The sequence below is a fragment of the endosymbiont of unidentified scaly snail isolate Monju genome, assembly GCF_000801295.1.
Classification (GTDB): Bacteria; Pseudomonadota; Gammaproteobacteria; order Chromatiales; family Chromatiaceae; genus MONJU.
Genome location: NZ_AP012978.1, coordinates 1,077,560 through 1,099,894, shown reverse-complemented (window position 1 = coordinate 1,099,894; position 22,335 = coordinate 1,077,560). Strand labels below are relative to the sequence as shown.

Sequence of the window (22,335 nt, the reverse complement as noted above, 5' to 3'; positions counted from 1 at the left end):
TTCCGGAGACTGTTTTGTTTGAGTCAGGCCGCCTTGGCAGACTCTTTCTGTTGGCGATAATACGCCGCTTCCAACTCCGCCGGTGGCACGTTGCCAATAGGCTCCAGCAGCCGCCGGTGGTTGAACCAGTCCACCCACTCCAAAGTGGCATATTCGACCGCCTCCCTATGCTTCCAGGGGCCTCGCCGGTAGATAACCTCGGCCTTGTACAGACCGTTGATCGTCTCTGCCAGAGCGTTGTCATAGGAGTCCCCTCGGCTACCGACCGAGGCATCAATGCCGGCCCCGGCCAGGCGCTCCGTGTAGCGCACCGACAGGTACTGACAGCCTCGGTCACTGTGGTGCACCAGGCCCTCTGTGTCCTGGCGCGACCATAGCGCCTGCTCCAGCGCATCCAGCACCAGGTCGGTCTTCAGCGACCGGGAGACACGCCAGCCCACGATCCGTCGGGCATAGACGTCCACGACAAACGCCACATAGACAAACCCTGTCCAAGTCGCCACGTAGGTAATGTCCGCCACCCACAACTGATTCGGGCGGGTGGCAGTAAACTGCCGCTTCACCCGGTCCAGTGGTCGTTCCGCCGTCGTGTCGCCGATCGTTGTCCGGCAACGGCGGCCTCGCACCACACCCCGCAACCCCATGACACGCATCAGGCGTTCCACCGTGCAGCGGGCTACCTCGATGCTTTCCCGGTTGAGCTGCCGCCATACCTTCCTGGCACCGTACACCTGGAAGTTCTCTTCCCAGATCCGTCGAATCTCGTCTGACAGGGCGCGATCCCGCTGCAATCGCCGCGGCAGTCGCTGTGGATCGGCCTCACGGGCCTTGTGCTCATAGTAGGTGGACGGGGCGATCGGCAGCACCGCGCAGATCGGCTCGACCCCGTAACGATCCCTGTGATCGTCGATGTACGCGATCATCTCTTCAGTTTGCGGTCGAGCTCCGCCTGGGCAAAAAAAGCCGACGCCGTCTTCAGAATCTCGTTGGCCCGCCTCAGCTCCCGGTTCTCCCGTTCCAAGGCCTTGAGCCGCTCGCGCTCCGACGTCGTCAGACCCTCACGCAGTCCTTGATCACGCTCGGCCTGTCTCACCCATTTGCGCAGCGTCTCCGGCGTACAGCCGATCTTGGCCGCGATGGAGGTCATCGCCGCCCATTGGGAATCATGCTCGCCCTGATGATCAAACACCATGCGAACCGCCCGTTCCCGGACCTCAGGGGAATATCTCTTGCTCGTATCCATAGACTCTATCCTCTCAAGAAATGGAGTCTCCGGGAAACCCGGGACGGTTCACATGAACGATCGGAACATTTTCATGCGCATCTTTCCCCTTTTGCTGATCACACTTTCAGCGCTTCAGTTTTCTGTTGCGCAGGCCGGTGAGCCGCAGCAGGTGATCCGGTTGGCAACCACCACCAGTACCGACAACTCGGGGCTGTTGCAGGCACTGCTGCCACACTTCGAAAAGAGCAGCGGATACAAGGTGCATGTGATTGCTGTGGGCACCGGCAAGGCACTGCGCATGGGCCGCGACGGCGATGTGGACGTGGTACTGGTGCACGCACGCAAGGCCGAAGACAAATTCGTCAAGGAAGGATACGGCGAGCGGCGTTTCAGCGTCATGTACAATGATTTCGTTCTGGTTGGGCCGGCCGACGATCCTGCCGGCGTTCGCGACTCCCGCGATGCCGAAGACGCTTTTCGCAAGATCGCTCGGCATGAGGCGCTCTTCATCTCCCGCGGAGACGATTCGGGCACCCACAAAAAGGAACTGGGTCTGTGGAAGAAGGCCGGGGTGAAGCCTGAAGGAAAATGGTACCGTGAAGCCGGCCAGGGCATGGGCAAGGTGCTGCAAATTGCCGGAGAGCTGGGCACCTATACCCTCACCGACCGCGGCACCTGGCTCGCCTACCAGGAGAAACTGCCGCTGCGCATCGCCTTCGAGGGCGACCCGCTGCTGTTCAACCCTTACGGCATCATTGCGGTCAATCCCAAGGTTCACCCGCACGTCAACCACGAGGGGGCCATGGCGCTGATCCGCTGGATGACCGGCAAGGAAGGGCAGACCCGCATCGCCACCTTCACCCTCCACGGCCAGCAGCTTTTCAAGCCCGACGCCAAGGCCGACGAAGTCGCTCTGCTGAAGCCGTAACATGAGCGCGCTGCTTGAAGCCACTGAAAAGGCCCTGGAGCTGCTGATCAGCGGCGACGAGGCGCTATGGCAGATCATCGCCATCTCCTTCAAGGTTTCTGGCACCGCCATGTTCATCGCCACGCCGCCGGCAATGCTTATCGCCTTTGTTCTGGCCTATCTGCGTTTTCCAGGGCGGCGGGTGCTGGTGTCACTCTTCAGCACGCTGCTGTCGGTGCCGGCCGTGGTGGTGGGATTGACGCTCTATCTGCTGCTCTCCAACAGAGGGCCGCTGGGTGACTGGCGCCTGCTGTTCACCCAGTCGGCCATGGTGCTGGGGCAGATCGCACTGGCCTTTCCGATCCTGGTGGCGATGGGCCATGCCGCCCTGCAGTCGGCCGACAAACGCGCATGGGAGACCGCGCGCACTCTGGGCGCCTCTCCCCTGCGCGCCTTTTTCGTGGTGATCAGGGAGACCCGCTTCGGCCTGCTCGCCGCGCTGCTGGCCGCCTATGGACGGATCATCGCCGAGGTGGGCGCCTCGATGATGCTGGGTGGAAACATTCTCAACTACACCCGCAACATCCCCACTGCCATCGCGCTGGAAACCAGCAAAGGGGAGTTTGCCCAAGGCATCGCACTGGGCGCCATTCTGCTGCTGCTTGCGTTCACGCTGAACGGACTCCTCCATTACGTGCAAGGAAAAGGGGTGCAAACGTCATGAAACCCGAATATCACCTTCAGGTGAGTCAGTTGTGCAAAAGCCACGGGCGCCGCCTCATACTGAATGAGGTGGAGTTCAGCCTGCCGAAGGGCTCCTGCACCCTGCTCACCGGAGAAAACGGCGCCGGCAAGACCACGCTGCTGCGCATTCTTGCGAACCTCGAGAAACCGGAACGGGGCAGGCTGCGCCTGACGGAGCAGCCGTGGCAACCCTGGCGCAAGATGCGGCGGACGCTGCAACAGCGGGTGATGTATCTCCATCAGCACCCCTACATGTTCGACGGCACCGTTGAGTACAACCTCCGTTTCGCCCTGGGCTCCCGGGTGCCGCAACGGGATGCCGAACAGCTGACCGAAAAGGCGCTCCAGCTGATCGGTATGGAGTCGTTCCGTAAAACAGCGGCCCGCACTCTCTCGGGAGGTGAACGACAGCGGGTGGCGCTGGCCCGCGCCTGGCTGCGCTCGCCGCAGGTGATGCTGCTTGACGAACCCACGGCGAACCTCGACTACGAATCCCGCCAACGCACCTTGGAATTGCTGCAGCGACTACGGAACGACGGAATGACCCTGGTGATCGCCAGCCACGATCCACTCCATTTCGAGGGACTGACGGAACAGCGGCTGCATCTGCAGGCAGGCAAGGTCGAGGCGGTGGAACTGAATATGAACCCGGCTGCACAGCCGGCCAATGTGGTATCGATGCGGCGGGACTATGCATAAGCAACAGCCTCAGATGACTGCTGTGATACTGGCCGGCGGCATGGGACGCCGCATGGGCGGCAAGGACAAGGGCCTGGTGGAACTCAAGGGCCGGCCTCTCGTCGCCCATGTGATCGAAGCGATCGAGCCTCAGGTCTCCCACCTTCTCATCAATGCGAACCGCAATCAGCCGGCGTATGCCCGCTTCGGCCATCCTGTGCTTTCCGACGAGCTGGAGGGCTTTCAGGGACCGCTGGCCGGCATCCTGGCCGCCATGAAAAAGGCCCCCACCCCGCTGCTGCTGGTGGTTCCCTGCGACGTCCCGCGCCCGCCTGCGGATCTTGGTGCGCGACTCTGGCGCGCCATGGCCGATGCGGACGCCGAGATCGCCGTGGCCCACGACGGTGACCGTCTGCAACCGGTGCATGCCCTGATCACCACAGCGCTGTCGGGTGACCTGGCGTCCTACCTCGGCAGCGGCAAGAGAAAGATCGACCACTGGTACGCACAGCACCGCATGGCGGTGGTGAACTTCTCCGATCGGCCGGAGGCCTTCGTCAACATCAATACGCTGGACGAGCGCAACGAACTGGAAGGAGGTGGGCAGGACCGATGATCCAATACCCCGTTCCCCTGCTGGGCTTCAGCGCCTACAGCGGCACCGGCAAGACCCATCTGCTGCAGAAGCTGTTGCCCATCCTGAAAAACAAGGGCCTGACCATAGCCGTCATCAAGCATGCCCACCACAGTTTCGAGGTCGATCAGCCGGGCAAGGACAGCTACCAACTCCGCTCGGCAGGTGCCGACCAGGTGCTGGTCGCCTCGCGCAAACGCATCGCCATGATCAGAGAGATGCGGGAAGAAGCAGGAGAACCCGCACTGGAGGAAGTTCTTCACTGCCTGGACCCGGCCCAGCTTGACCTGGTGCTGGTGGAGGGCTATAAACGGGCGGCTTTTCCCAAAATCGAGCTGCACCGCCGCGCCCTGGGCAAGCCGCTTCTCCACCCCCACGACCGCCACATCATCGCCGTGGCGGCCGACACTCCGCTGGAGACCTCTCTGCCCCAGCTCGACATCAATCAACCAGAGAAGATCGCTCAGTTCATCTTCTGGTTCATTGACCAACACAGGAGCTCAGAACATGCAGAGCCATATCATCCGCACTGCTCCCAGCTGCGCTGACGACCGGGAGCCCCAGGTTCTCACCGTCCATCAGGCCAGGGAGAAGATTCTCTCATCGCTGCCCGCTCTGCAGGGTGAAGAGCGGGTGGCCCTGCGCTCTGCCCTGGGCCGGGTGCTCGCCCGCGACGTGATCTCGCCCATCAATGTGCCGGGCCATGACAACTCCGCCATGGACGGCTACGCCCTCGACGGCAGTCAGCTGCCGGAAGATGCCTATGTCGACCTGGAAGTGATCGTCACCCTGCCGGCGGGCGGCCGTTTCAATGGCACCTGTGGCCCCGGCCAGTGCGTGCACATCATGACCGGCGCCCCCATGCCGGCGGGCACCGACACCGTGGTGATGCAGGAGCATGTCATGGCGCTCGAAGACGGCCGGATACGTATTGGCAGCGGGCACCGCCGTGGCCAGAACGTGCGCAGCGCGGGCGAGGACATCGCCGCAGGCAGCGCCGTGCTGCATGCGGGCAAACGCCTCACCCCGGCCGATCTCGGCATTCTCGCCTCCATCGGCATCGGCGAAGTCTTTGTGTGCCGACGCGTGAGAGTGGCCTTCTTCTCCACCGGCGACGAGCTGCGGGGCATTGGCGAAACGCTGGGCGAAGGCGAGGTGTACGACAGCAACCGATACAGCCTGCACGGCATGCTCCGCCGTCTCGACGCCGACATTCTCGACCTGGGGGTGGTACGCGATGAACCGGAAGCGCTGCGCGAGGCGTTTCAGACCGCCGGGCAGCTGGCCGACGTGGTGATCACCTCGGGCGGCGTCTCGGTAGGCGAGGCCGACTACACCAAGCCCATACTGGAAGAGCTGGGCGAGATGCGCTTCTGGAAGATCGCCATGAAGCCCGGACGCCCCCTCGCCTATGGGAAGCTGGGTAATGCCCTCTTCTTCGGGCTGCCGGGCAACCCCGTGGCGGTCATGGTCACCTTCTACCAGTTCGTGTTGCCGGCGCTGCAACAGCTGGCCAGCGGAACGCGCTGGAAGCCCTTCATACTCGATGCCGTCTGCACCTCAGCGCTGCGCAAGCGGCCGGGACGTTTCGAGTTTCTGCGTGGCATACTCTCGCAGCAGGACGACGGCTCCTTTGTCGTGGAGAGCGTGGGCCAGCAGGGCTCCGGCATCCTCACCTCGATGAGCCGCGGCAACTGCTTCATCCTGCTCGACGAAGAGCAGGCCGATGTCAAGCCAGGCGACAAGGTGCGAGTGCAACCGTTCGCCACGCTGTTCTGACACGTTGGTCACTTCAAGGCAGCGCTGGACCAGTCTCCAGCTTCTGCCTTGCAAGTGAGTGAACCTGTTTTGAGTCTTTTAGCGCGGTCACTGGATCGCGCGTTCACGACTGAACCGAGGTCGATAGGGAGCAGCGTACAGGGACGCTGGTAGACACTTGAGATCGCCCGCGAGGCGCGACAAAGGGTGACGATTCGTTCCCTTTCTGCTGAAAGAACAGCGATCCGATCTTCCGGACTGCAAGAAGCCCTCTGCAACGGCAGCACCTCGCGCACAATCTCGTTCTGCTTGTGCCGTGCCGCATTCAACTCATAAACCGCCTGAAGGTTCATCCAGTACATCGGCGTGCCGTTGAAACAGCGGGCCACCGCAGCGCAGTGGCCAGCGCATTGGTGCCCATACCCCACGACGCCAGGCGCTCCAATCGGTGCTCTCCACATCGCACGGCGCGTCCGTCCAGGAAAAACGCTGACCGAACGAGCGGAGGGGATGCAGCGCAAGGCGTACAGAACGCAGGATCGGAGACATATCGCACAGACAACGCACCGGCATACCCAACCAGAGAACGGTGCTGCTACTATCGCAGGCCACGCCGCGATGACGAGACAAGCTGGCAGCATGTCCACGCCAGGCAAGCCGAGCAGATACCATGACCTCGCCGACGACGAGATCGGCGGCACGCCCCGCACGAGAGCCACGGCTCGCGCAACCGGGCATCGGCACGGCCGGTCCAACGTACAAGCCCCGACGGCAGCCCCCAGGAGGCGCTATGTTCATCAGCACCCTCGATCTGTTCAAAATCGGTATCGGGCCATCAAGTTCCCATACCATGGGGCCGATGCATGCCGCATACCGCTTTCGTACGACCCTGACCAATGCCCAGCGAACCGGAGGCATCCCCCACGCCACACGCATACGCTGCACCCTGAAGGGCTCGCTCTCGGCCACTGGACGCGGCCACGCCACTGACCGCGCCGTCCTGCTTGGCCTGCACGGTCACTTGCCCGAAGACGTGGCCCGCGAAGGGCTCGACGCCATCGTCGCACGCACCGTCGGCCAACCCGCTGTCACTCTCGACGACGGCCGGCGCGTCACCTTCGACTACTCGCAAGACATCGTCTTCGACGATGGCCCCCCGCTGCCGCAACACCCCAACGCCCTGATCCTCGAACTGCTCGACGAAAGCGGCAACCCGATCGTCACCGAAACCTACTTCTCCATCGGCGGCGGCTTCATTGCCCGCGCCGACGAGTTGGCCGAGGACGGAGAAAATCACAGTCCCGAGTCTGCGCCGCGGCCCGACGTACCCTACCCCTTCGATTCCGCGCGCCGCATGCTTGAAATGGCCACGGCCTCGGGCCTCGGCATCGCCGAGATGAAACGCGCCAACGAACTCACCCGCCATGCCCCCGCCACGCTCGACGCCGGGCTCGACCGTATCTGGCAATACATGCGGCGCTGCGTCATGAATGGCCTCGAGGCCGAGGGCGTGCTGCCAGGCGGCCTGAACATTCCCCGGCGGGCCGCCAGCCTGCTACGGCAGGTGGAGAACACACCCGAATGCGCCGACACGCTGAACATCCGCCTCTGCGCCTACGCCATGGCCGTCAACGAAGAGAACGCCGCCGGCCAGATGGTCGTCACCGCCCCCACCAACGGTGCCGCTGGCGTCATTCCCGCCATCCTGTACGCCTACATGCGCCACGAAGACAGCCGCCCCGAACAGGCCCGCGAGTTTCTGCTCACCGCCGCCGCCATCGGCGGCCTCATCAAACACCGGAGTTCCATCTCCGGTGCCGAAGTCGGCTGCCAGGGAGAGGTCGGCTCCGCGTCGGCAATGGCTGCGGCCGGACTCTGCGCGGTGCGCGGCGGCACCCCCGCGCAGATCGAGCACGCCGCCGAAATGGCCCTCGAACATCACCTCGGCATGACCTGCGACCCCGTCAAGGGACTCGTCCAGGTCCCCTGCATCGAGCGCAACGGCTTCGGGGGCATCAAGGCTCACGTCGCTGCCACCCTCGCCCTGCACGGCGACGGGCAACACTTCATGCCCCTCGACCACTGCATCGCCGCCATGAAACAGACCGGGGAAGAGATGTCCACCAAGTTCAAGGAGACCTCCCGGGGAGGACTGGCCGTGAGCATCATCGAATGCTGAGGACACCCGCAACGACACACCTCATGGCCGGGTGACGCCGAGCCGCGTTTTCCAATGGGGACATTGAGCCGACTGATCGACCGCGAACACCCCGGTGCTGACGGTGCTGTCGCGAAAAATTGTCGGATTAATGTCGGATGAAAGAAAAAGCCGGAAACCCCTGCAACACTAACCGGCCGATTCTGAAGGCAATATGGCGCGCCCGGCACGATGTCTCGCCTCCGGCGTGGGCTGCGCGGCTTCGCCGCTTGTCGAACGCAACCATTTTGGTTGCGTCGCGCGTGCGAATCGTACATCTGCCCACAGCACAACAAAAAAGGCCCCTGCGTTTGCAGAGGCCTCGGAATATGGCGCGCCCGGCACGATTCGAACGTGCGACCGCCTGGTTCGTAGCCAGGTACTCTATCCAGCTGAGCTACGGGCGCTTCGCTTTGGAGGCGTGAATTCTAGCGGCATGGACGAGCTTGTCAACCGTCAATCGCACCGTCTTCCACATGCGCGCCTGGGCGAGAGGCGATCAACCCCCAAAGGCCCGCCCCCGACTGAATATCGACGCGATGGCTGCGGTTCCAGGATGAATCTTCCCCCCTTGTCGGATAGATAAGAATGCCCTAATATTAGTGGGTCTTATTGATCCGGCATCGACTCCCCGATTCGTCCGTGATCTGCGTCCAGGCGCCAGATTGAGGCTTCCCGTTGCCGGAAAAACGACACTTCTCCAAACCCGAACCACATCCCCCCAATCGGAGGCCAGACCCGCGATGACCAGCAAGCTCGCCCTGTTCTTCCCCTTCCTGCGCTGGATGCGCCTTGTCAACAAGGATACGCTGCGAGCGGATTTCTTCGCGGGACTGACCGGCGCGGTGATCGTGCTGCCGCAGGGCGTGGCCTTCGCCACCATCGCCGGCCTGCCCCCGGAATACGGCCTGTACACCGCCATGGTGACGCCGATCATCGCGGCCCTGTTCGGATCGTCGTATCACTTGATCTCCGGCCCCACCACGGCCATCTCCATCGTGGTGTTCTCCACCCTGAGCCAGCATGCCGAACCGGGCTCGCCCGAGTTCATCAACCTGGCACTGACACTCACCTTCCTGGCCGGGGTCTACCAGTTTGCCTTCGGGGTGGCGCGCCTGGGATCGCTGGTCAACTTCGTCTCGCACACCGTAGTCATCGGCTTCACCGCCGGCGCGGCCATCCTGATCGCCACCAGTCAGGTCAAGCACATCACCGGCATCCACGTGCCCAAGGGTGAATCCTTTCTGCACACCTGGGGAGACATCTTCAGCAATATCGGTCACCTGAACTTCAGCCTGCTGGCCATTGCCCTGGTGACCCTGGTTTCGGCGCTGCTGGCCAAGAAATACCTGCCCAAACTACCCAACCTGCTGATCGGCATGGTCATCGGCAGCCTCCTGGCAATGTACCTGAGCCAGTTCGATCCCAACATTCCGCTGGTCGGCGAGATCCCGGCCCATCTGCCGCCGCTGTCCTCGCCCGACTTCAGTTTCGACACCATGCGCCAGCTCGCACCCCAGGCCTTCGCCGTGGCCCTGCTGGGCCTGATCGAAGCAGTCTCGATCAGCCGCGCGGTGGCCACCCGCTCGGGCCAGCGCATCGACTCCAACCAGGAATTCATCGGCCAGGGCCTGTCCAACATGTTCGGCAGTTTCTTCTCCGCCTACGCCGGTTCCGGTTCGTTCACTCGTTCGGGCATCAACTACGCCGCCGGGGCGCGCACACCCATGTCGGCATTGTTCGCGGCGGTCATCCTGATGGGCATCGTGCTGTTGATCGCACCGCTGACCGCCTACCTGCCGATTGCGGCCATGGGCGGGGTCATCCTGCTGGTGGCCTACAACCTGATCGACTTTCATCACATCCGCGAGGCGCTGACCTTCAGCGGGTCCGAAGCGGCGGTGCTGCTGACCACATTCTTCGCCACCCTGTTCCTGGAACTGGAGTTCGCCATCTACATGGGCGTGCTGCTGTCGCTGGTGTTCTTCCTGGCCAAGACCTCCACACCGGCCATTCCCACCCTGTCGCTGGATGGTGAACCGGGCACCCCCCATCGCAAGCTGGTGCCGCTGGACGAGAAGCCGGTCAAACAGTGCCCGCAGCTCAAGATCATCCGTATCGACATGTCGATCTATTTCGGCTCGGTCAACCACGTGGTCAACCGGCTCTCGACTATTGTTGAAAACGAACGGATCTATCACATCCTGATCGTGGGCACCGGCATCAACTTCATCGACCTCGCAGGCTTCGAGGCCCTGATCGCCGAGAACGAGAAACTGCGCAAGCTGGGAGGCGGACTGTATTTCGTGGGGCTCAAGCCCAATGTGTACGAGGCCGCCGCGCGCGCGCACTTCGTCCGTTGCATCGGCAACGATCACTTCTTCGACAACAAGGGACAGGCCTTCCACACCCTGTACCACCACCACTTCGATCACGAGATCTGCAAGACCTGCAACGCGCAGATCTTCGAGGAGTGCCGCTGAGACGCTTCAGCCCATCACCACCAGACGGGCGGCGTCCAGGCGCAGCCGGGCGTCGCCCAGGTGGACCGCCAGGCGCTCGCGCCGCGCGCGCAGTTGTTCGAGTTCGTCCTCCCGCACATTGGCATTGACCTCCGCCAGCGCAGACAGGCGTTCCAACTCGGCGTCCAGCTCGCGGCGCATGCGCGAGAGCGCCTCGCCCACCCGTTCGCGTGATCGCAGGCCGGCCAGTTCCTCTCCAAGCTGAAACAGAGCACGCAGGCGCTTACCCTGGGAGCGCAGAACCGTTTCCACCAGTTTGCGGTTCTGCGCCAGGTCCTGTCCCCTCAGCTGCTCCGGCGGCAACTCGGCAGCGCGGTCTTCGCCCTGCGCATCGAGCAACAAACGCAGCGGCCCAAGCGGCAGGTAACGGTCGGCTTCCAGGTCTCGCGGTGCCAGGCACTCGATCACGTACAGCAGCTCGAGAAATACCGTACCGGTGCGGTAATCCGGGTGCCGGCACAAAAGGAGCGCCGCGCTGCCCAGCTCGCTGGTGGTCAGCATTTCCATGGCCCCGCGCACCATGGGGTGTTCCCAGGTGAGAAAGGCACGATCCTCGTGCGCCAGCGCATCGTCACGCGCATAGGTGACCGTCATCCCCGATGACGGCAACCCGGGAAAGTGCTCCTGGCGCATGTGGGCGCCCGGTCGCACCACCTCGGACAGGCCGCGCCCCGGGGTATGCTCGACGCCCCAGGCATCCCAGAAGTCGTGCAACCAGGCTGGCAGATCCGGATCACCGTCCTGTGCGCGCACGGCCTCGACCAACGCCGCCGAGACCTCGGGACGATGCGAATGCAGCTCCAGCAGGCGGTCACGCCCGGCCTCGAGTTCGCGGCTGAGGCGCTCGACCAGGACCTGCGCCTCACGCACCAGGGCATCGGTCCTCGACGGCTCGCACAATGCCTCGCGCAAGGGCGCCGCCAGCGCCTCCTGCACCGCGCCAGCGGCCGGACAGGTCGCCTCGAGCGCTCCCAGCCCCAGGTGATACCAGCGGTACAGCACCTCGCCCGCCGAACCTTCCATGTAAGGCACGTGAATACGGATGGTCTCGGCCTGACCGATGCGGTCCAGCCGGCCGATACGCTGCTCCAGCAGCTCGGCCTCCAGTGGCAGGTCGAACAACACCAGGTGATGCGCGAACTGGAAGTTGCGTCCTTCCGAGCCGATCTCCGAGCAGATCAGCGCCTGGCATCCCTCCTCCGGGTCGGCGAACCACGCCGCTGCGCGGTCACGCTCGACGATCTCCATGCCCTCGTGAAACACCGCCACGTGCAGGCCCTCGGTCTCGAACAGCCAGTCGCGCAGCCGCACCACGGTGGCGGCCTGCGCGCAGATCACCAGCACCTTTTCGGGCCTGAGTTCGCGTAACAGCGCCACCAGCCAATCGACGCGCGGGTCGATGCGCGGCCACTTGCGCGGGAAATGCACCTCGGGCGCCGGCTCGTGCGCCACCTTGCGGTAGTCCGCCGGCAGCGGCAAAGGATAGCCCCGGGGCTGCCGTCCCGGAAAACCGCGGATCGCCTGCCGGGTATTGCGGAACAACACCCGGCCGGTGCCGTGCCGGTCGAGCAGACGGCGCACCAGCACCTCGGGCGCCAGGTCATCGACCTCACCCAACGTCTCGGCCAGCAGCGCCCGGTCCGCCGCATCCAGCGCCTCGCCATCGAGCAGGCGCGCGAAATGCCCGGCGCGGCCCAACTGCTCGGGCGTAGCGGTGAGCAGCAGCACGCCCGGCGTGTGACCAGCCAGCGCCTCGACCAGTTCGTACTCCAGACTGCTCTCCTCGGGCGACCAGTGCAGGTGATGGGCCTCGTCCACCACCAGCAGGTCCCATTCGCCGGCCAGGGCGGCACGCGCCACCTCGGGCGCGCTCACCAGGAACTCCAGGCTGCACAGCACCCGCTGCTCGTCGAGAAAGGGATTGGCGCTGTCGCCGGCAGCAAAGCGCTCACCATCGAACAAGGCGAAACGCAGGTTGAAGCGCCGCAGCATCTCCACCAGCCACTGATGCAACAGGGCCTCGGGCACCACCACCAGCACCCGCTGCGCGCGCCCGCCCAGCAGCAGGCGATGCAAGATCAAGCCGGCCTCGATGGTCTTGCCCAGTCCGACCTCGTCGGCCAGCAACACGCGCGGTGCGGGACGGCCGGCGACCTCGTGCGCGATGTACAACTGGTGTGGAATCGGCACCACCCGGGGACCGACCAGTCCGAACACCGGCGAGCGCCAGGCCGCCTCCATCCGTTCCCAGGTGCGCCGGCGCAGGTCGAACCAGGTATCCGCATCCAGACGCCCGGACAACAGGCGGTCCTGAGGCCGGTTCAGGCGCATGCGCGCATCGATCTGCTGTTCCGGAACCTCCAGAACCTGCCCGGCATCGTCCTCGCAGCGGTACACCAGCAAGCCCCCACGCTCACTCACCGCCACAATGCCCAGCCGGTTGCCCTCGCCGGTCACCAGGGTCTCGCCCTCGGACAGGCGCACCCGCGCCAGCGGCGCGCTTTCACGCGCATAGACCCGCTCCTCGCCCGTGGCCGGGAACAACACCCGCACCCGGCGGGCGTCCGCCTCGATTACCATCCCCAGCCCCAGGTCGGGCTCGGCCTCGCTCATCCAGCGTTGTCCGGGCAGCACTTGCAACTCCTCGGTCAAAGGGCGCGCATTGTAGCCGTTTCCAGCCTCAAATCGTCTACCAGCGACATTTCACAGAATACCGGCCGAAGGGCAGAGAGGCTTTCGAGACCCCGCACACACCGTTGCGTGACAGGCCTTCGAACTCGCCGCCCGGACATTGTCTGCCCCGCCAGGCATGGCATAATCGCCGCCCTTTCCCTCGGCAGGTGCAACGCATGTGGTTCCGCAACCTTTCGCTCTACCGCCTCGGCGGTGAATTCGAATCCGACCCTGTCCGCCTGCACGAACAGCTACAGGCACAAGGCTTCCAGCCCTGCGGTGGGCTGGACACCTATCGCGAGGGCTGGACAGCCCCCCTCGGGAAACATGGCGAGCAGCTGGTGCATGCGGCCAACGGGCGGCTGATGCTGTGTCTTCGGCGCGAGGAGCGCATCCTGCCGGCGGCCGTGGTCCGCGAGGCGCTCGACGAGAAGGTGGAACAGATCGAAACTGCCGAGGCACGCCCGGTGGGACGCAAGGAGCGCACCAAGCTGCGTGACGAGATCGTGATCGATCTGCTCCCGCGCGCCTTCACCCGTTCGCAACTCACCTTTGGTTACATCGACCCCGCGGCCAGCTGGATCGTCATCGACACCGCCACGCCGAAGCGTGCCGAGGCCTTTCTGAACCTGTTGCGTGAAAGTCTTGGTTCACTGAAGGTACGCCCGCTGACGGTCAACCACTCCCCTGCCCTGTCGATGACCCGCTGGCTGGAAGGTGGGCTGCCCGAACAGTTCACACCGGGCGACGAGTGCGAACTGCGCGAACCGGTAGAAAACGGAGCAGTGATCCGCGTGCGCCGGCTGGACCTTGCGGGCGAAGAGGTGCGTACGCATCTCGATGCCGGCATGCAGGTCACCCGCCTGGCCATGGAATGGGCGGAACGGGTGCGTTGCGTGATCGGCGACGACTTGACCATCCGGCGCCTGCGCTTCACCGATCTCGTCATGGACGAGGCTGCCGACATTGCCGCCGACGACGCCGTAGCCCGCTTCGACGCGGATTTCGCCTTGATGGCCGGCGAACTGTCGCAGTTCATTCCCGCATTGACCCGGGTGTTTGGCGGTATCGAAGAAGGATGACCCCCCTATCACAGTCCGCGAGGAGCAGCCTCCACCACCGCCCCGCAGGGCAATCCGGGCTCCCTTCATGGAATGCACAGAAAGCATCGGCGCAGGGAATATTTCGGCTGCCCCTGCGTCTTGTCTGAGTCACGGGCCGGAGCCCGGACGTCCACCAAAGCGACAATAACCCCGACTCGAGGAGAACCCCAAGATCATGAAGACGCGTTCCCTGATGCTCGCCATGGCCCTGCTGCCTGCCATCGCCCTCACCGGTTGCCAGACGGCCGAAACGAAAGAGGCGGCCGCCGCGCTGAAGAACGAATGGCGCGATACCGCCAAGATCATCAAGGCCGCCGAGAAGGCCGCAGCCAAGGGCGACTATGCCACCGCCATCAAGCTGGCGAACAAGGCCGAGGAACAGGGACGGCTGGCGGTCCAGCAGGCCCGGGACAATGCCAACGCCGGCAATCCCTCCTATCTGTACTGAGTGACACAGGCCGGGGCCGGATCCGATAGCCCGGATATTGCACCAAGGCGCCGGATGCTTGCGGACTTTGCAGCCGCGCTCGCGCCGCTCTGGAGCGAAAGGCGTAGCCATCGCTACGGCTTTCGTGAAGAGCCAGCGAGCGCGAGCGAAAAGCCGCAAGGCCCGGCGCAGAGGATGGGCGGAAACGAAGTGTCTCTGCGTAAAAGCGGCTCTGAACTTCAAATAAACCCTTGCACACAATGACTTGCTGGACCGCCCATCCTCGACTTGGTGCGATATCCGGGCTAGTGGTCCGGCCCCCATCTTCTGCGATAATCGGGCCATGCCAGGTCCCGATCCTTCCCAACGCGACATCTATACCATCGGCCGTCTCAACAGCGAGCTGCGACATGTACTCGAGGGCAGCTTTCCACTGATCTGGGTACAGGGCGAGATCTCCAACCTCAGCACCCCGCGCTCGGGACACCTGTATTTCAGCCTCAAGGACGGCCGGGCACAGATCCGTTGCGCCCTGTTCCGCAACCGGCGCAACCTGTTGCGTTTCGTGCCACGCGACGGAGAACAGGTACTGGCGCGCGCCCGCGTCACCCTGTACGAGCCGCGCGGTGACTGCCAGCTCGTCATCGAGCACATGGAACCCGCCGGAGCCGGCTCCCTGCGCGCGGCTTTCGAGGCACTGAAGGCAAGACTCCGGGCCGAAGGCCTGTTCGATACCGCGCGCAAGCGCCCCCTGCCCGCCTGGGCGCAGCGCATCGGCGTGATCACTTCGCCCTCGGGGGCGGCGCTGCGCGATATCCTGTACGTGCTGAAGCGGCGTTACCCGGTAGCCGAGGTAATCCTCTACCCCAGCGCGGTACAAGGTGCCGATGCAGTGACGGAACTGCGCCAGGCACTGGGGCCATTGCGCTGACCCGCGCCGAGGTGGATGTACTGATCCTGGCGCGCGGTGGCGGCGCCGAGGAAGACCTGGCCGCTTTCAACGACGAGGGGCTGGCACGGGACATCGCGGCAGCCGGGATTCCCATCGTCTCCGCCGTGGGTCACGAAACCGATTTCACCATCACCGACTTCGTGGCCGACCGGCGCGCGCCCACGCCCTCGGCGGCGGCCGAACTGGTGACGCCCGACGGCCAGGTCCTGCGCGCACAATGCCAACGCCTGGCGCAACGCCTGAAACAGGCGATGCACCGCAACCTGCGCGAGACGCAAAAGCGGCTGCGTCTCCTCCAGGAACGCCTGTCACGCAATCACCCCGGAACACGCCTGCAACAACAGCAGCAACGCCTGGACGAACTGCAATGGCGCCTGCAAGGCACCATGCAACGCCATCTGCAACGGCAGCACGAACGCCTGCAACAACGCGCCGGCCGCCTGCGCGCCCTGAACCCGAAACGCGCCCTGTCCCGGCTGCGCGAACGCCTGGTCCCTCTGCAACGCCGCCTGCATGCCGGCATGCGACATCACCTCGACGCTCGCAGCCAGCGCCTGGCCGCCCTGGCGCGCCAGTTGCAGGCGGTCATCAGCCCGTTGGCCACCCTGGAACGCGGTTACAGTATCGTGCTGCGTGCAGCCGACGGTCGCCTGGTCACCGATGCGAACCAGGTTGCCAAAGGCGAGGAGCTGGAGATCCGCCTCGCCCGCGGGCGCCTGCGAGCACGCGTCACGGGACGAACGGAAGCGGAGTGAGGTTCGGCCCGCTGGGCTTCCGTCGAGGTGAAGTCCTGTACCCACCTCGCCCCGCCGACGGCACCACTCTCGGGCCGACTCCCGATCCGCGGAGGAACCGGGCGGCCCCCGCTCAGCGGCGCTTGACGTGCTTCATCAACCGCCGGCGCTTGCTCACCTGGCGCGCAGTGAGCTTGTTGCGCTTGCCCTCGTAGGGGTTCTTGCCGGCCTTGAACTCGATGCGCAAGGGCGTGCCATGCAGGTCGAAGGCCTCGCGAAAGCGGTTGACCAGGTAGCGCCGGTAGGCCGCCGGCACCTTGTCCACCTGGTTGCCATGCACCACGATGACGGGCGGGTTCTTGCCGCCCTGGTGGGCGTAGCGCAGCTTGATGCGCCGACCGCGCACCAGCGGTGGCTGGTGTTCGCTCACAGCCGCTTCCAGAACCCGGGTCAGCTCCGGGGTCGGGAGGTCGCGGGTGGCCGCGCGATAAGCGGCATCGACCGCCTCGATCAGGTGACCCACACCGCTGCCGTGCAATGCCGAGACGAAGCGCCAGTCGGCAAAGCCGAGAAACGGCAGCCGACGCTGCATCTCGGCCTTGATGCGTTCGCGCTGATCCGGGTCGAGACCGTCCCACTTGTTGATCACCACCACCAGGGCGCGTCCGGAATCGAGCACGTGGCCGGCGAGCGTGGCGTCCTGTTCGGCGATGCCCTGGTGGGCATCGAGCACCAGCAGCACCACGTTGGCCTGCTCGATAGCCTGGAGCGTCTTGATGACGCTGAACTTCTCGATAGCCTCGTCGATGCGTGCACGGCGCCGCACACCGGCGGTGTCGATCAGGGTGTAGGGTCGGCCGTCATGCTCGAAGGGGATGAAGATGGAGTCGCGCGTGGTACCCGGCCGGTCGAAGGCGACGACCCGCTCCTCGCCGAGCAGGCGGTTGATCAGCGTGGACTTGCCGACGTTCGGCCGGCCCACCACGGCGATCTGCACGCCGGCTCGCTGCCCTGGCAGGAGTTCGTCGTCCGCCGCGTGTTCCGCAACTTCCGGCAGGGTGCGCAAGACGCCATTGATCAGCGAACGCACGCCACGACCGTGCGCCGCGGCGACAGGGTGCGGGTCACCCAGCCCCAGGGCGTGAAACTCGCTGGCCACCGTATCCTGGTCCAGGCCATCGATCTTGTTCACGGCGAGCGTCACCGGCTTGCCGATGCGGCGCAGGCGCTCGACGATGATTTCATCACCCGCGGTGAGACCGTCACGCGCATCGACCAGGAAGATCAGGTGATCGGCCTCGCCGATGGCCGCCTGCACCTGTTGCTCCATGAGCCCGTCGATACCGTCGCGGTCACCGCTGATGCCGCCGGTGTCGACCACCAGGTAGGGGCGATCCCCCAGCTTGCCGACGCCATACTGGCGGTCGCGGGTCAGCCCAGGCTGGTCGGCCACCAGCGCGTCCCGGCTACGGGTGAGCCGATTGAACAGGGTAGACTTGCCGACATTGGGCCGCCCCACCAGGGCGATGACGGGCAACATGGCTCAGGGCACCGGCACCAGTTGCAGGGCGGCCAGCTCGCCACCGTCGCCCATCACGAAGAGCCTGCCGTCGGCCACCAGTACGCCGCGCGTGATGGGGTCACTGCCGACGCGGCCACGTCCCACCAGGGCGCCGTCTTCGGTGGACAGCAGGTGTACGTAGCCCTCGAAGTCGCCGACGATGACCACATCACCCAGCACGGCCACGTCGGACAGCTGGCGGTTCTTCAGCGCCTCCTGGCGCCAACGCGCCGCGCCGTTGTCGGCGTCCAGCGCCCAGACGAAGCCACTGGCGTCACTGGCATAGACGTTGTAACGGTCGGCCGCCATACCACTGTACGAAGAGAACTTGCGCCGCCAGAGTACGCTGCCCGAGGACTCCTCGATAGCCGCCACCTCGCCCTGGTAGGTCGCCACATAGATCAGGCCGTCGATCACCAGCGGGTTACCGTCGATGTCCGCCAGGCGTTCAAGCTCGGAACGGCCGCGCGGCACGGTGACGGTCGCCTCCCAGCGCACATCGCCGGTGCGGATATCCAGGTTCACCAGCTTGCCGCCGGCCATACCACAGAGCACGTGGTCGCCACTGACCACCGGGTCAGCCGTACCGCGCAAGGTCAGCACCGGGATCTCGCGCTCGTAGCGCCAGCGTTCCTCGCCGGTGGCCGCATCCAGCCCCTGCACCTTGCCGTCGATGGTGCGCACTACCACCCGGTCCAGGGCCACGACTGGCGTGGACAGCACCTCGCTGCTGACGCCCGTCCGCCATTTCAGGCTGCCGTCGGCAGCCGACAGGGCAATGACCTCCGCATCCAGGGTGCCGACCACCACCAGCCCCTCGGCAGCACCGGGCCCACCAGACAAGGGCGCCTCCAGGTCTACCGACCAGAGCGTGCGCCCGGTATCGGCATCCAGCGCCATCACCCGCCCGTCGGCATCGGCCACATAGAGGCGCCCGTTCGCATAATGCGGCACCAGGTGCAGGCGAAGATCGCCGGCACCGCTGCCGATGTCGGTCTGCCAGCGCGCCTTGAGCTGCACCTTCTCGGTGATATCCTGCAACGACGCGGGCGGATCGATCTCGGCAGGCGCGAGCCAGTCGCCGATCGAGGAACAGCCCCCCAGGAACACCCAGACCCCCAGCAGCAAGGCCCGACGCATCACGTGGGTCACGGTCACGACGCCTCACCTCCCTTGCCCAGTGCCTGGTGCTTCATGCGTACCAGTTCGTTGGTAGCGCCGGCCCGCATGGCCGCCTCGTAGGCCTCGCGCGCCGCGGCGGTATCGCCCTTCGCCCGGGCAATGTCACCGCGCAGCTCGGCCACGACCGCCGGCATGAAGTCCTTCTGTATCTCGGAGAGCACGCGCTCCGCGCGCTCCTGCTTGCCGGCATCGACCAGCAGTCGCACCAGCCGAACCCGGGCCAGATCGCCGATCACCGAATCGGGGGCGTGCGCGGCGACCCATTGCAGATTCTCCACCGCGGTATCACTCTCGCCTTTCTCGTAGGCGGTCCGGGCGAGTTTCATCGCAGCGAAACTGGCATAGATCGAATCGGTGAACTCACCGAGCAGCCGCTTGCCGGCGCTCTGCGCCGCGTCCACGTCACCAGCCCGCAAACGACCGAGCATCTGCTCGTAGAGCATCGAGGCCGCCTCGGCCTGCCCGCGTTGCCAGCCCTGCCAGCCCTGCCAGCCGAAGATGGCCGCCAGACCCAGCACCGCCCCGGCGATGACCGAGCGGCCGTTCTCCTTCCACCAGTTCTTGAGAGCCTCGACCTGTTCTTCTTCGTCCAGATACGCACTCATGTGCCGCTCCTCGATGTCATGACTTGTCGAAAATCTCGGCCAGGCGCCCGGCCAGGCGATCCACGGCCACCGCCTCCTGCGGCAGCTCGTCGCGCAGGTGCTTGATACCGATCTCGCCGCGCGCCAGTTCGCCCTCGCCAAGCACCAGGGCGATGCGCGCGCCGCTGCGGTCGGCCCGCTTGAACTGTGCCTTGAAGCCGCCCTCGCCGCAATGCGCCAGCAGGCGCAGCTGTGGCAGGGCGTCGCGCAAGCGCTCGGCGAGTACCAGTGCCTCGCGCCGTGCCGCCTCGCCCATCTGCACCAGGTAGACATCGGCGCGCGCCGCCTCGGGCAGGCGCCCGTCCTCCTCGAGCAGCGCGATCAGGCGTTCCACGCCCATGGCGAAACCGACTGCGGGCGTGGAACGCCCCCCGAGCTGAGCGACCAGGCCGTCGTAACGCCCGCCGGCGCAGACCGTGCCCTGGGCACCGAGCCGGTCGGTCACCCATTCGAAAACGGTCAGCGAATAGTAATCCAGGCCGCGCACCAGGCGGGGGTTGAGCACGAAGTTCACGCCAGCCGCCGTCAGCAGCGCCTGCAGCTGCCCGAAATGCTGCCGCGAGTCCTCACCGAGATGATCGGCCAACACCGGCGCCCCGGCAACCAGCTCCGCCATGTCGGGGTTCTTGGTGTCGAGGATACGCAGGGGGTTGCTGTGCAGGCGCCGGCGGCTGTCCTCGTCGAGCGCGTCGTGGTGGCGCTCGAAATAGGCTACCAGCTCCTGGCGATAGGCAGCCCGCTCCTCGGCGGTACCCAGCGAGTTGAGTTGCAGCTCCAGGCCGTCGATACCCAGCTCCTTCCACAGGCGCGCGGTGATCAGGATCAGCTCGGCGTCGATGTCGGGGCCGGCCATGCCGAAGGCCTCCACACCGATCTGGTGGAACTGCCGATAACGCCCCTTCTGCGGACGCTCGTGGCGGAACATGGGCCCCTGATACCAGAGCCGTTGGGTCTGGTTGTGCAGCAGGCCGTGTTCCAGCGCGGCGCGCACGCAACCGGCCGTGCCCTCCGGGCGCAGGGTCAGGCTGTCGCCGTTGCGATCCTCGAAGGTGTACATCTCCTTCTCGACGATGTCGGTGACCTCGCCGATGGAACGCTTGAACAGCTCGGTGGATTCCACGATGGGCATGCGGATCTCCTGGTAGCCGTAACGGCCCAGGACGTCACGCACACACGCTTCGAGATACTGCCAGTGTGGCGTCTGGCTGGGCAGCACATCGTGCATGCCCCGGATTGCCTGGATGTTCTTCGCCATGTCGTCGATGGGTCCTGCCCGCGGCGGACGCGGGCGACTGCAGGATGGTTCATATTAACCCGGCACCAATCTATGTCACCCTCAGCCACCACGAGCGCGGCCGTGGCGAGGCGCCGCGCCGAAGGCAGGGTCATTCCCTGTCGAGGTGCGGCAACGACGTCCACGGGCACGCTCGTGGTGGCTGAGGGTGACATAGATTGGTGCCGGGTTAATATAGCTCAGGGTTCGAAGGTAAAACGCGCCACGTTGCGCTGGGTATGTCGCGCCAGGTCGTAGGGCTCGCCGTTCACTCGCAGCTCCACGGCGCGGGCGTTGCCCAGCACCACGGTATAGGGTGGCGTGCCACCGAAACGGCGTTCGGTGCCGCGCTTCATGATGCCGATGAGCTTGTACTCGCGGCGGCTGTCACGGATGTCCACCCAGCTGTCATCGAGAAAACGCACCACCACCTGCGGCGGCGCGCCCGTCGGCTCCGGGACCGCTTCCTTTGCCACCGGGGTGGCGGCGAGCGCCGGTGGAGGTGCCGGCTCGGTCGCCGAGACCTTCACTGGCGGCAGCGGCAACGCCAGGGAACGGGTATCGTCGGACGCCGGCGCACCATTCAGTGGCAGGGAATCCGCTGATCCGGCCGGGTCGCCCGCGATAGCGCCCGACGGCTGTTCGGAGGGCGCTGTCACCTGCGTCGTCGCGGTCCCTTCCTGCCACTGGGTGAGGTAACGGTCCAGGTAGCCCTGCCACCACATCAGCGTCAATCCCACGACCGCCAGCACCACCAGCCAGGTGACCAGCCCGGGCCAGCGCCGACGGGGATGCGGATCAGCCGCCAGTCTCGGGCTCTCGTCGAGGCGGACCTGGTAATCCTCCTCCGGCCACTGGCGATCGAACTGAGCCAGCACCGATTCGGCCGGCAGGTTCACCGCCCGGGCGTAGTTGCGAACGTAGCCGCGCACGAAGACGCGCGCCGGCATTTCCGAGTAGTCGTCGCGCTCAAGGGCGTCGACCAGGTCGGAGGTGAGGTGGATACGTGCCGCCAACTTGGCCATGTCGAGATTGCAGGCCATGCGGGCCGATCTGAGACGCTCGCCCAGCCCTGGAACCGCCAGCTGGATCTCCCCCTTGTTCTCTTGCTTTGCCATAAC

17 protein-coding genes, 1 tRNA gene, 1 pseudogene and 1 other annotated feature are annotated in these 22,335 nt (G+C 65.2%); of the genes and pseudogenes, 11 read left to right on the top strand and 8 right to left on the bottom strand.

Annotated features, from left to right (window positions below; all coding sequences use genetic code 11):
- Positions 1–23 precede the first annotated feature (23 nt).
- Positions 24–1,243 (bottom strand): IS3 family transposase gene (locus tag EBS_RS05150; protein WP_148307646.1). Its coding sequence is split into 2 segments (ribosomal slippage): positions 24–961 and positions 961–1,243, totalling 1,221 coding nucleotides; the frame shifts between segments, so codons are not numbered across the junction.
- Positions 849–965, bottom strand: a sequence feature (AL1L pseudoknot). (Overlaps the previous gene by 117 nt.)
- 73 nt (positions 1,244–1,316) lie before the next feature.
- Between EBS_RS05150 and EBS_RS05140 the strand changes: the two genes are divergently transcribed.
- The 7 genes from EBS_RS05140 (at position 1,317) to EBS_RS05110 (ending at position 8,125) form a co-directional block, all read left to right on the top strand.
- Positions 1,317–2,153, top strand: coding sequence for a substrate-binding domain-containing protein (locus EBS_RS05140; protein WP_043109283.1), 837 nt, complete (start codon positions 1,317–1,319; stop codon positions 2,151–2,153).
- A gap of 1 nt (position 2,154) precedes the next feature.
- A complete protein-coding gene (locus EBS_RS05135) occupies positions 2,155–2,856 on the top strand; it encodes an ABC transporter permease (RefSeq protein WP_043107649.1) in 702 nt (233 codons plus the stop codon).
- A complete protein-coding gene (locus EBS_RS05130) occupies positions 2,853–3,575 on the top strand; it encodes an ABC transporter ATP-binding protein (RefSeq protein ID WP_052199323.1) in 723 nt (240 codons plus the stop codon). The genes EBS_RS05135 and EBS_RS05130 overlap by 4 nt, the downstream gene beginning before the upstream one ends.
- A 13-nt stretch (positions 3,576–3,588) precedes the next feature.
- On the top strand, positions 3,589–4,170 hold the full coding sequence (gene mobA / locus EBS_RS05125) for a molybdenum cofactor guanylyltransferase MobA (protein ID WP_231892848.1): 582 nt from the start codon (positions 3,589–3,591) through the stop codon (positions 4,168–4,170).
- On the top strand, positions 4,167–4,736 hold the full coding sequence (gene mobB / locus EBS_RS05120) for a molybdopterin-guanine dinucleotide biosynthesis protein B (protein ID WP_052199322.1): 570 nt from the start codon (positions 4,167–4,169) through the stop codon (positions 4,734–4,736). The genes mobA and mobB overlap by 4 nt, the downstream gene beginning before the upstream one ends.
- Positions 4,696–5,967, top strand: coding sequence for a molybdopterin molybdotransferase MoeA (moeA, locus tag EBS_RS05115; RefSeq protein ID WP_043107647.1), 1,272 nt, complete (start codon positions 4,696–4,698; stop codon positions 5,965–5,967). Before mobB ends, moeA begins: the two co-directional genes overlap by 41 nt.
- A 769-nt stretch (positions 5,968–6,736) precedes the next feature.
- Entirely contained in the window at positions 6,737–8,125 is a 1,389-nt protein-coding gene (locus EBS_RS05110; protein WP_043107646.1) for an L-serine ammonia-lyase, read from the top strand.
- Between the two features lie 348 nt (positions 8,126–8,473).
- On the opposite strand, the gene EBS_RS05105 is transcribed toward EBS_RS05110, so the two are convergent.
- Positions 8,474–8,550, bottom strand: a tRNA-Arg gene (locus EBS_RS05105).
- Positions 8,551–8,886: 336 nt separating this feature from the next.
- Between EBS_RS05105 and EBS_RS05100 the strand changes: the two genes are divergently transcribed.
- Positions 8,887–10,626, top strand: coding sequence for a SulP family inorganic anion transporter (locus tag EBS_RS05100; RefSeq protein ID WP_043107645.1), 1,740 nt, complete (start codon positions 8,887–8,889; stop codon positions 10,624–10,626).
- A gap of 6 nt (positions 10,627–10,632) precedes the next feature.
- Here EBS_RS05100 and rapA read toward each other — a convergent pair whose 3' ends face one another.
- Positions 10,633–13,299: an RNA polymerase-associated protein RapA gene (gene rapA, locus EBS_RS05095; protein WP_331711266.1), complete on the bottom strand. Its 2,667-nt coding sequence runs from the start codon at positions 13,297–13,299 to the stop codon at positions 10,633–10,635.
- A 215-nt stretch (positions 13,300–13,514) separates the two neighbouring features.
- Here rapA and rdgC point away from each other — a divergent pair, with 215 nt between their 5' ends.
- From rdgC to xseA, 3 genes and pseudogenes are all read left to right on the top strand, one after another.
- Positions 13,515–14,420 (top strand): recombination-associated protein RdgC, encoded by a 906-nt coding sequence (gene rdgC / locus EBS_RS05090; RefSeq protein ID WP_043107644.1) that lies wholly within the window; start codon positions 13,515–13,517, stop codon positions 14,418–14,420.
- A 196-nt stretch (positions 14,421–14,616) separates the two neighbouring features.
- On the top strand, positions 14,617–14,889 hold the full coding sequence (locus EBS_RS05085; protein ID WP_052199321.1) for a hypothetical protein: 273 nt from the start codon (positions 14,617–14,619) through the stop codon (positions 14,887–14,889).
- 322 nt (positions 14,890–15,211) lie between these two features.
- A pseudogene (gene xseA / locus EBS_RS05080) lies at positions 15,212–16,575 on the top strand (exodeoxyribonuclease VII large subunit).
- 112 nt (positions 16,576–16,687) lie between these two features.
- Here xseA and der read toward each other — a convergent pair.
- From der to EBS_RS05055, 5 genes are all read right to left on the bottom strand, one after another.
- The gene (gene der, locus EBS_RS05075) at positions 16,688–18,094 is read right to left on the bottom strand and encodes a ribosome biogenesis GTPase Der (RefSeq protein ID WP_043107643.1); all 1,407 of its coding nucleotides are present in this window, start codon (positions 18,092–18,094) and stop codon (positions 16,688–16,690) included.
- A 3-nt stretch (positions 18,095–18,097) separates the two neighbouring features.
- Positions 18,098–19,273, bottom strand: coding sequence for an outer membrane protein assembly factor BamB (gene bamB / locus EBS_RS05070; protein WP_043107642.1), 1,176 nt, complete (start codon positions 19,271–19,273; stop codon positions 18,098–18,100).
- Positions 19,270–19,902, bottom strand: coding sequence for a YfgM family protein (locus EBS_RS05065; RefSeq protein ID WP_043107641.1), 633 nt, complete (start codon positions 19,900–19,902; stop codon positions 19,270–19,272). The genes bamB and EBS_RS05065 overlap by 4 nt, the downstream gene beginning before the upstream one ends.
- A gap of 16 nt (positions 19,903–19,918) precedes the next feature.
- Positions 19,919–21,196 (bottom strand): histidine--tRNA ligase, encoded by a 1,278-nt coding sequence (gene hisS, locus EBS_RS05060; RefSeq protein ID WP_043107640.1) that lies wholly within the window; start codon positions 21,194–21,196, stop codon positions 19,919–19,921.
- Between the two features lie 218 nt (positions 21,197–21,414).
- Positions 21,415–22,332, bottom strand: a complete 918-nt coding sequence (locus tag EBS_RS05055; RefSeq protein ID WP_043107639.1) for a RodZ domain-containing protein — start codon at positions 22,330–22,332, stop codon at positions 21,415–21,417.
- Between the last annotated feature and the right edge of the window lie 3 nt (positions 22,333–22,335).

Bases quoted from the DNA above. Each gene is read 5' to 3' on its own strand.
- EBS_RS05065 (WP_043107641.1), bottom strand. From the start codon at position 19,902: ATGAGTGCGTATCTGGACGAAGAAGAACAGGTCGAGGCTCTCAAGAAC.
- EBS_RS05140 (WP_043109283.1), top strand. From the start codon at position 1,317: ATGCGCATCTTTCCCCTTTTGCTGATCACACTTTCAGCGCTTCAGTTT.
- moeA (WP_043107647.1), top strand. From the start codon at position 4,696: ATGCAGAGCCATATCATCCGCACTGCTCCCAGCTGCGCTGACGACCGG.
- EBS_RS05110 (WP_043107646.1), top strand. From the start codon at position 6,737: ATGTTCATCAGCACCCTCGATCTGTTCAAAATCGGTATCGGGCCATCA.
- EBS_RS05055 (WP_043107639.1), bottom strand. From the start codon at position 22,332: ATGGCAAAGCAAGAGAACAAGGGGGAGATCCAGCTGGCGGTTCCAGGG.
- hisS (WP_043107640.1), bottom strand. From the start codon at position 21,196: ATGGCGAAGAACATCCAGGCAATCCGGGGCATGCACGATGTGCTGCCC.
- rdgC (WP_043107644.1), top strand. From the start codon at position 13,515: ATGTGGTTCCGCAACCTTTCGCTCTACCGCCTCGGCGGTGAATTCGAA.
- EBS_RS05130 (WP_052199323.1), top strand. From the start codon at position 2,853: ATGAAACCCGAATATCACCTTCAGGTGAGTCAGTTGTGCAAAAGCCAC.
- mobA (WP_231892848.1), top strand. From the start codon at position 3,589: ATGACTGCTGTGATACTGGCCGGCGGCATGGGACGCCGCATGGGCGGC.
- der (WP_043107643.1), bottom strand. From the start codon at position 18,094: ATGTTGCCCGTCATCGCCCTGGTGGGGCGGCCCAATGTCGGCAAGTCT.
- EBS_RS05085 (WP_052199321.1), top strand. From the start codon at position 14,617: ATGAAGACGCGTTCCCTGATGCTCGCCATGGCCCTGCTGCCTGCCATC.
- mobB (WP_052199322.1), top strand. From the start codon at position 4,167: ATGATCCAATACCCCGTTCCCCTGCTGGGCTTCAGCGCCTACAGCGGC.
- EBS_RS05135 (WP_043107649.1), top strand. From the start codon at position 2,155: ATGAGCGCGCTGCTTGAAGCCACTGAAAAGGCCCTGGAGCTGCTGATC.
- EBS_RS05100 (WP_043107645.1), top strand. From the start codon at position 8,887: ATGACCAGCAAGCTCGCCCTGTTCTTCCCCTTCCTGCGCTGGATGCGC.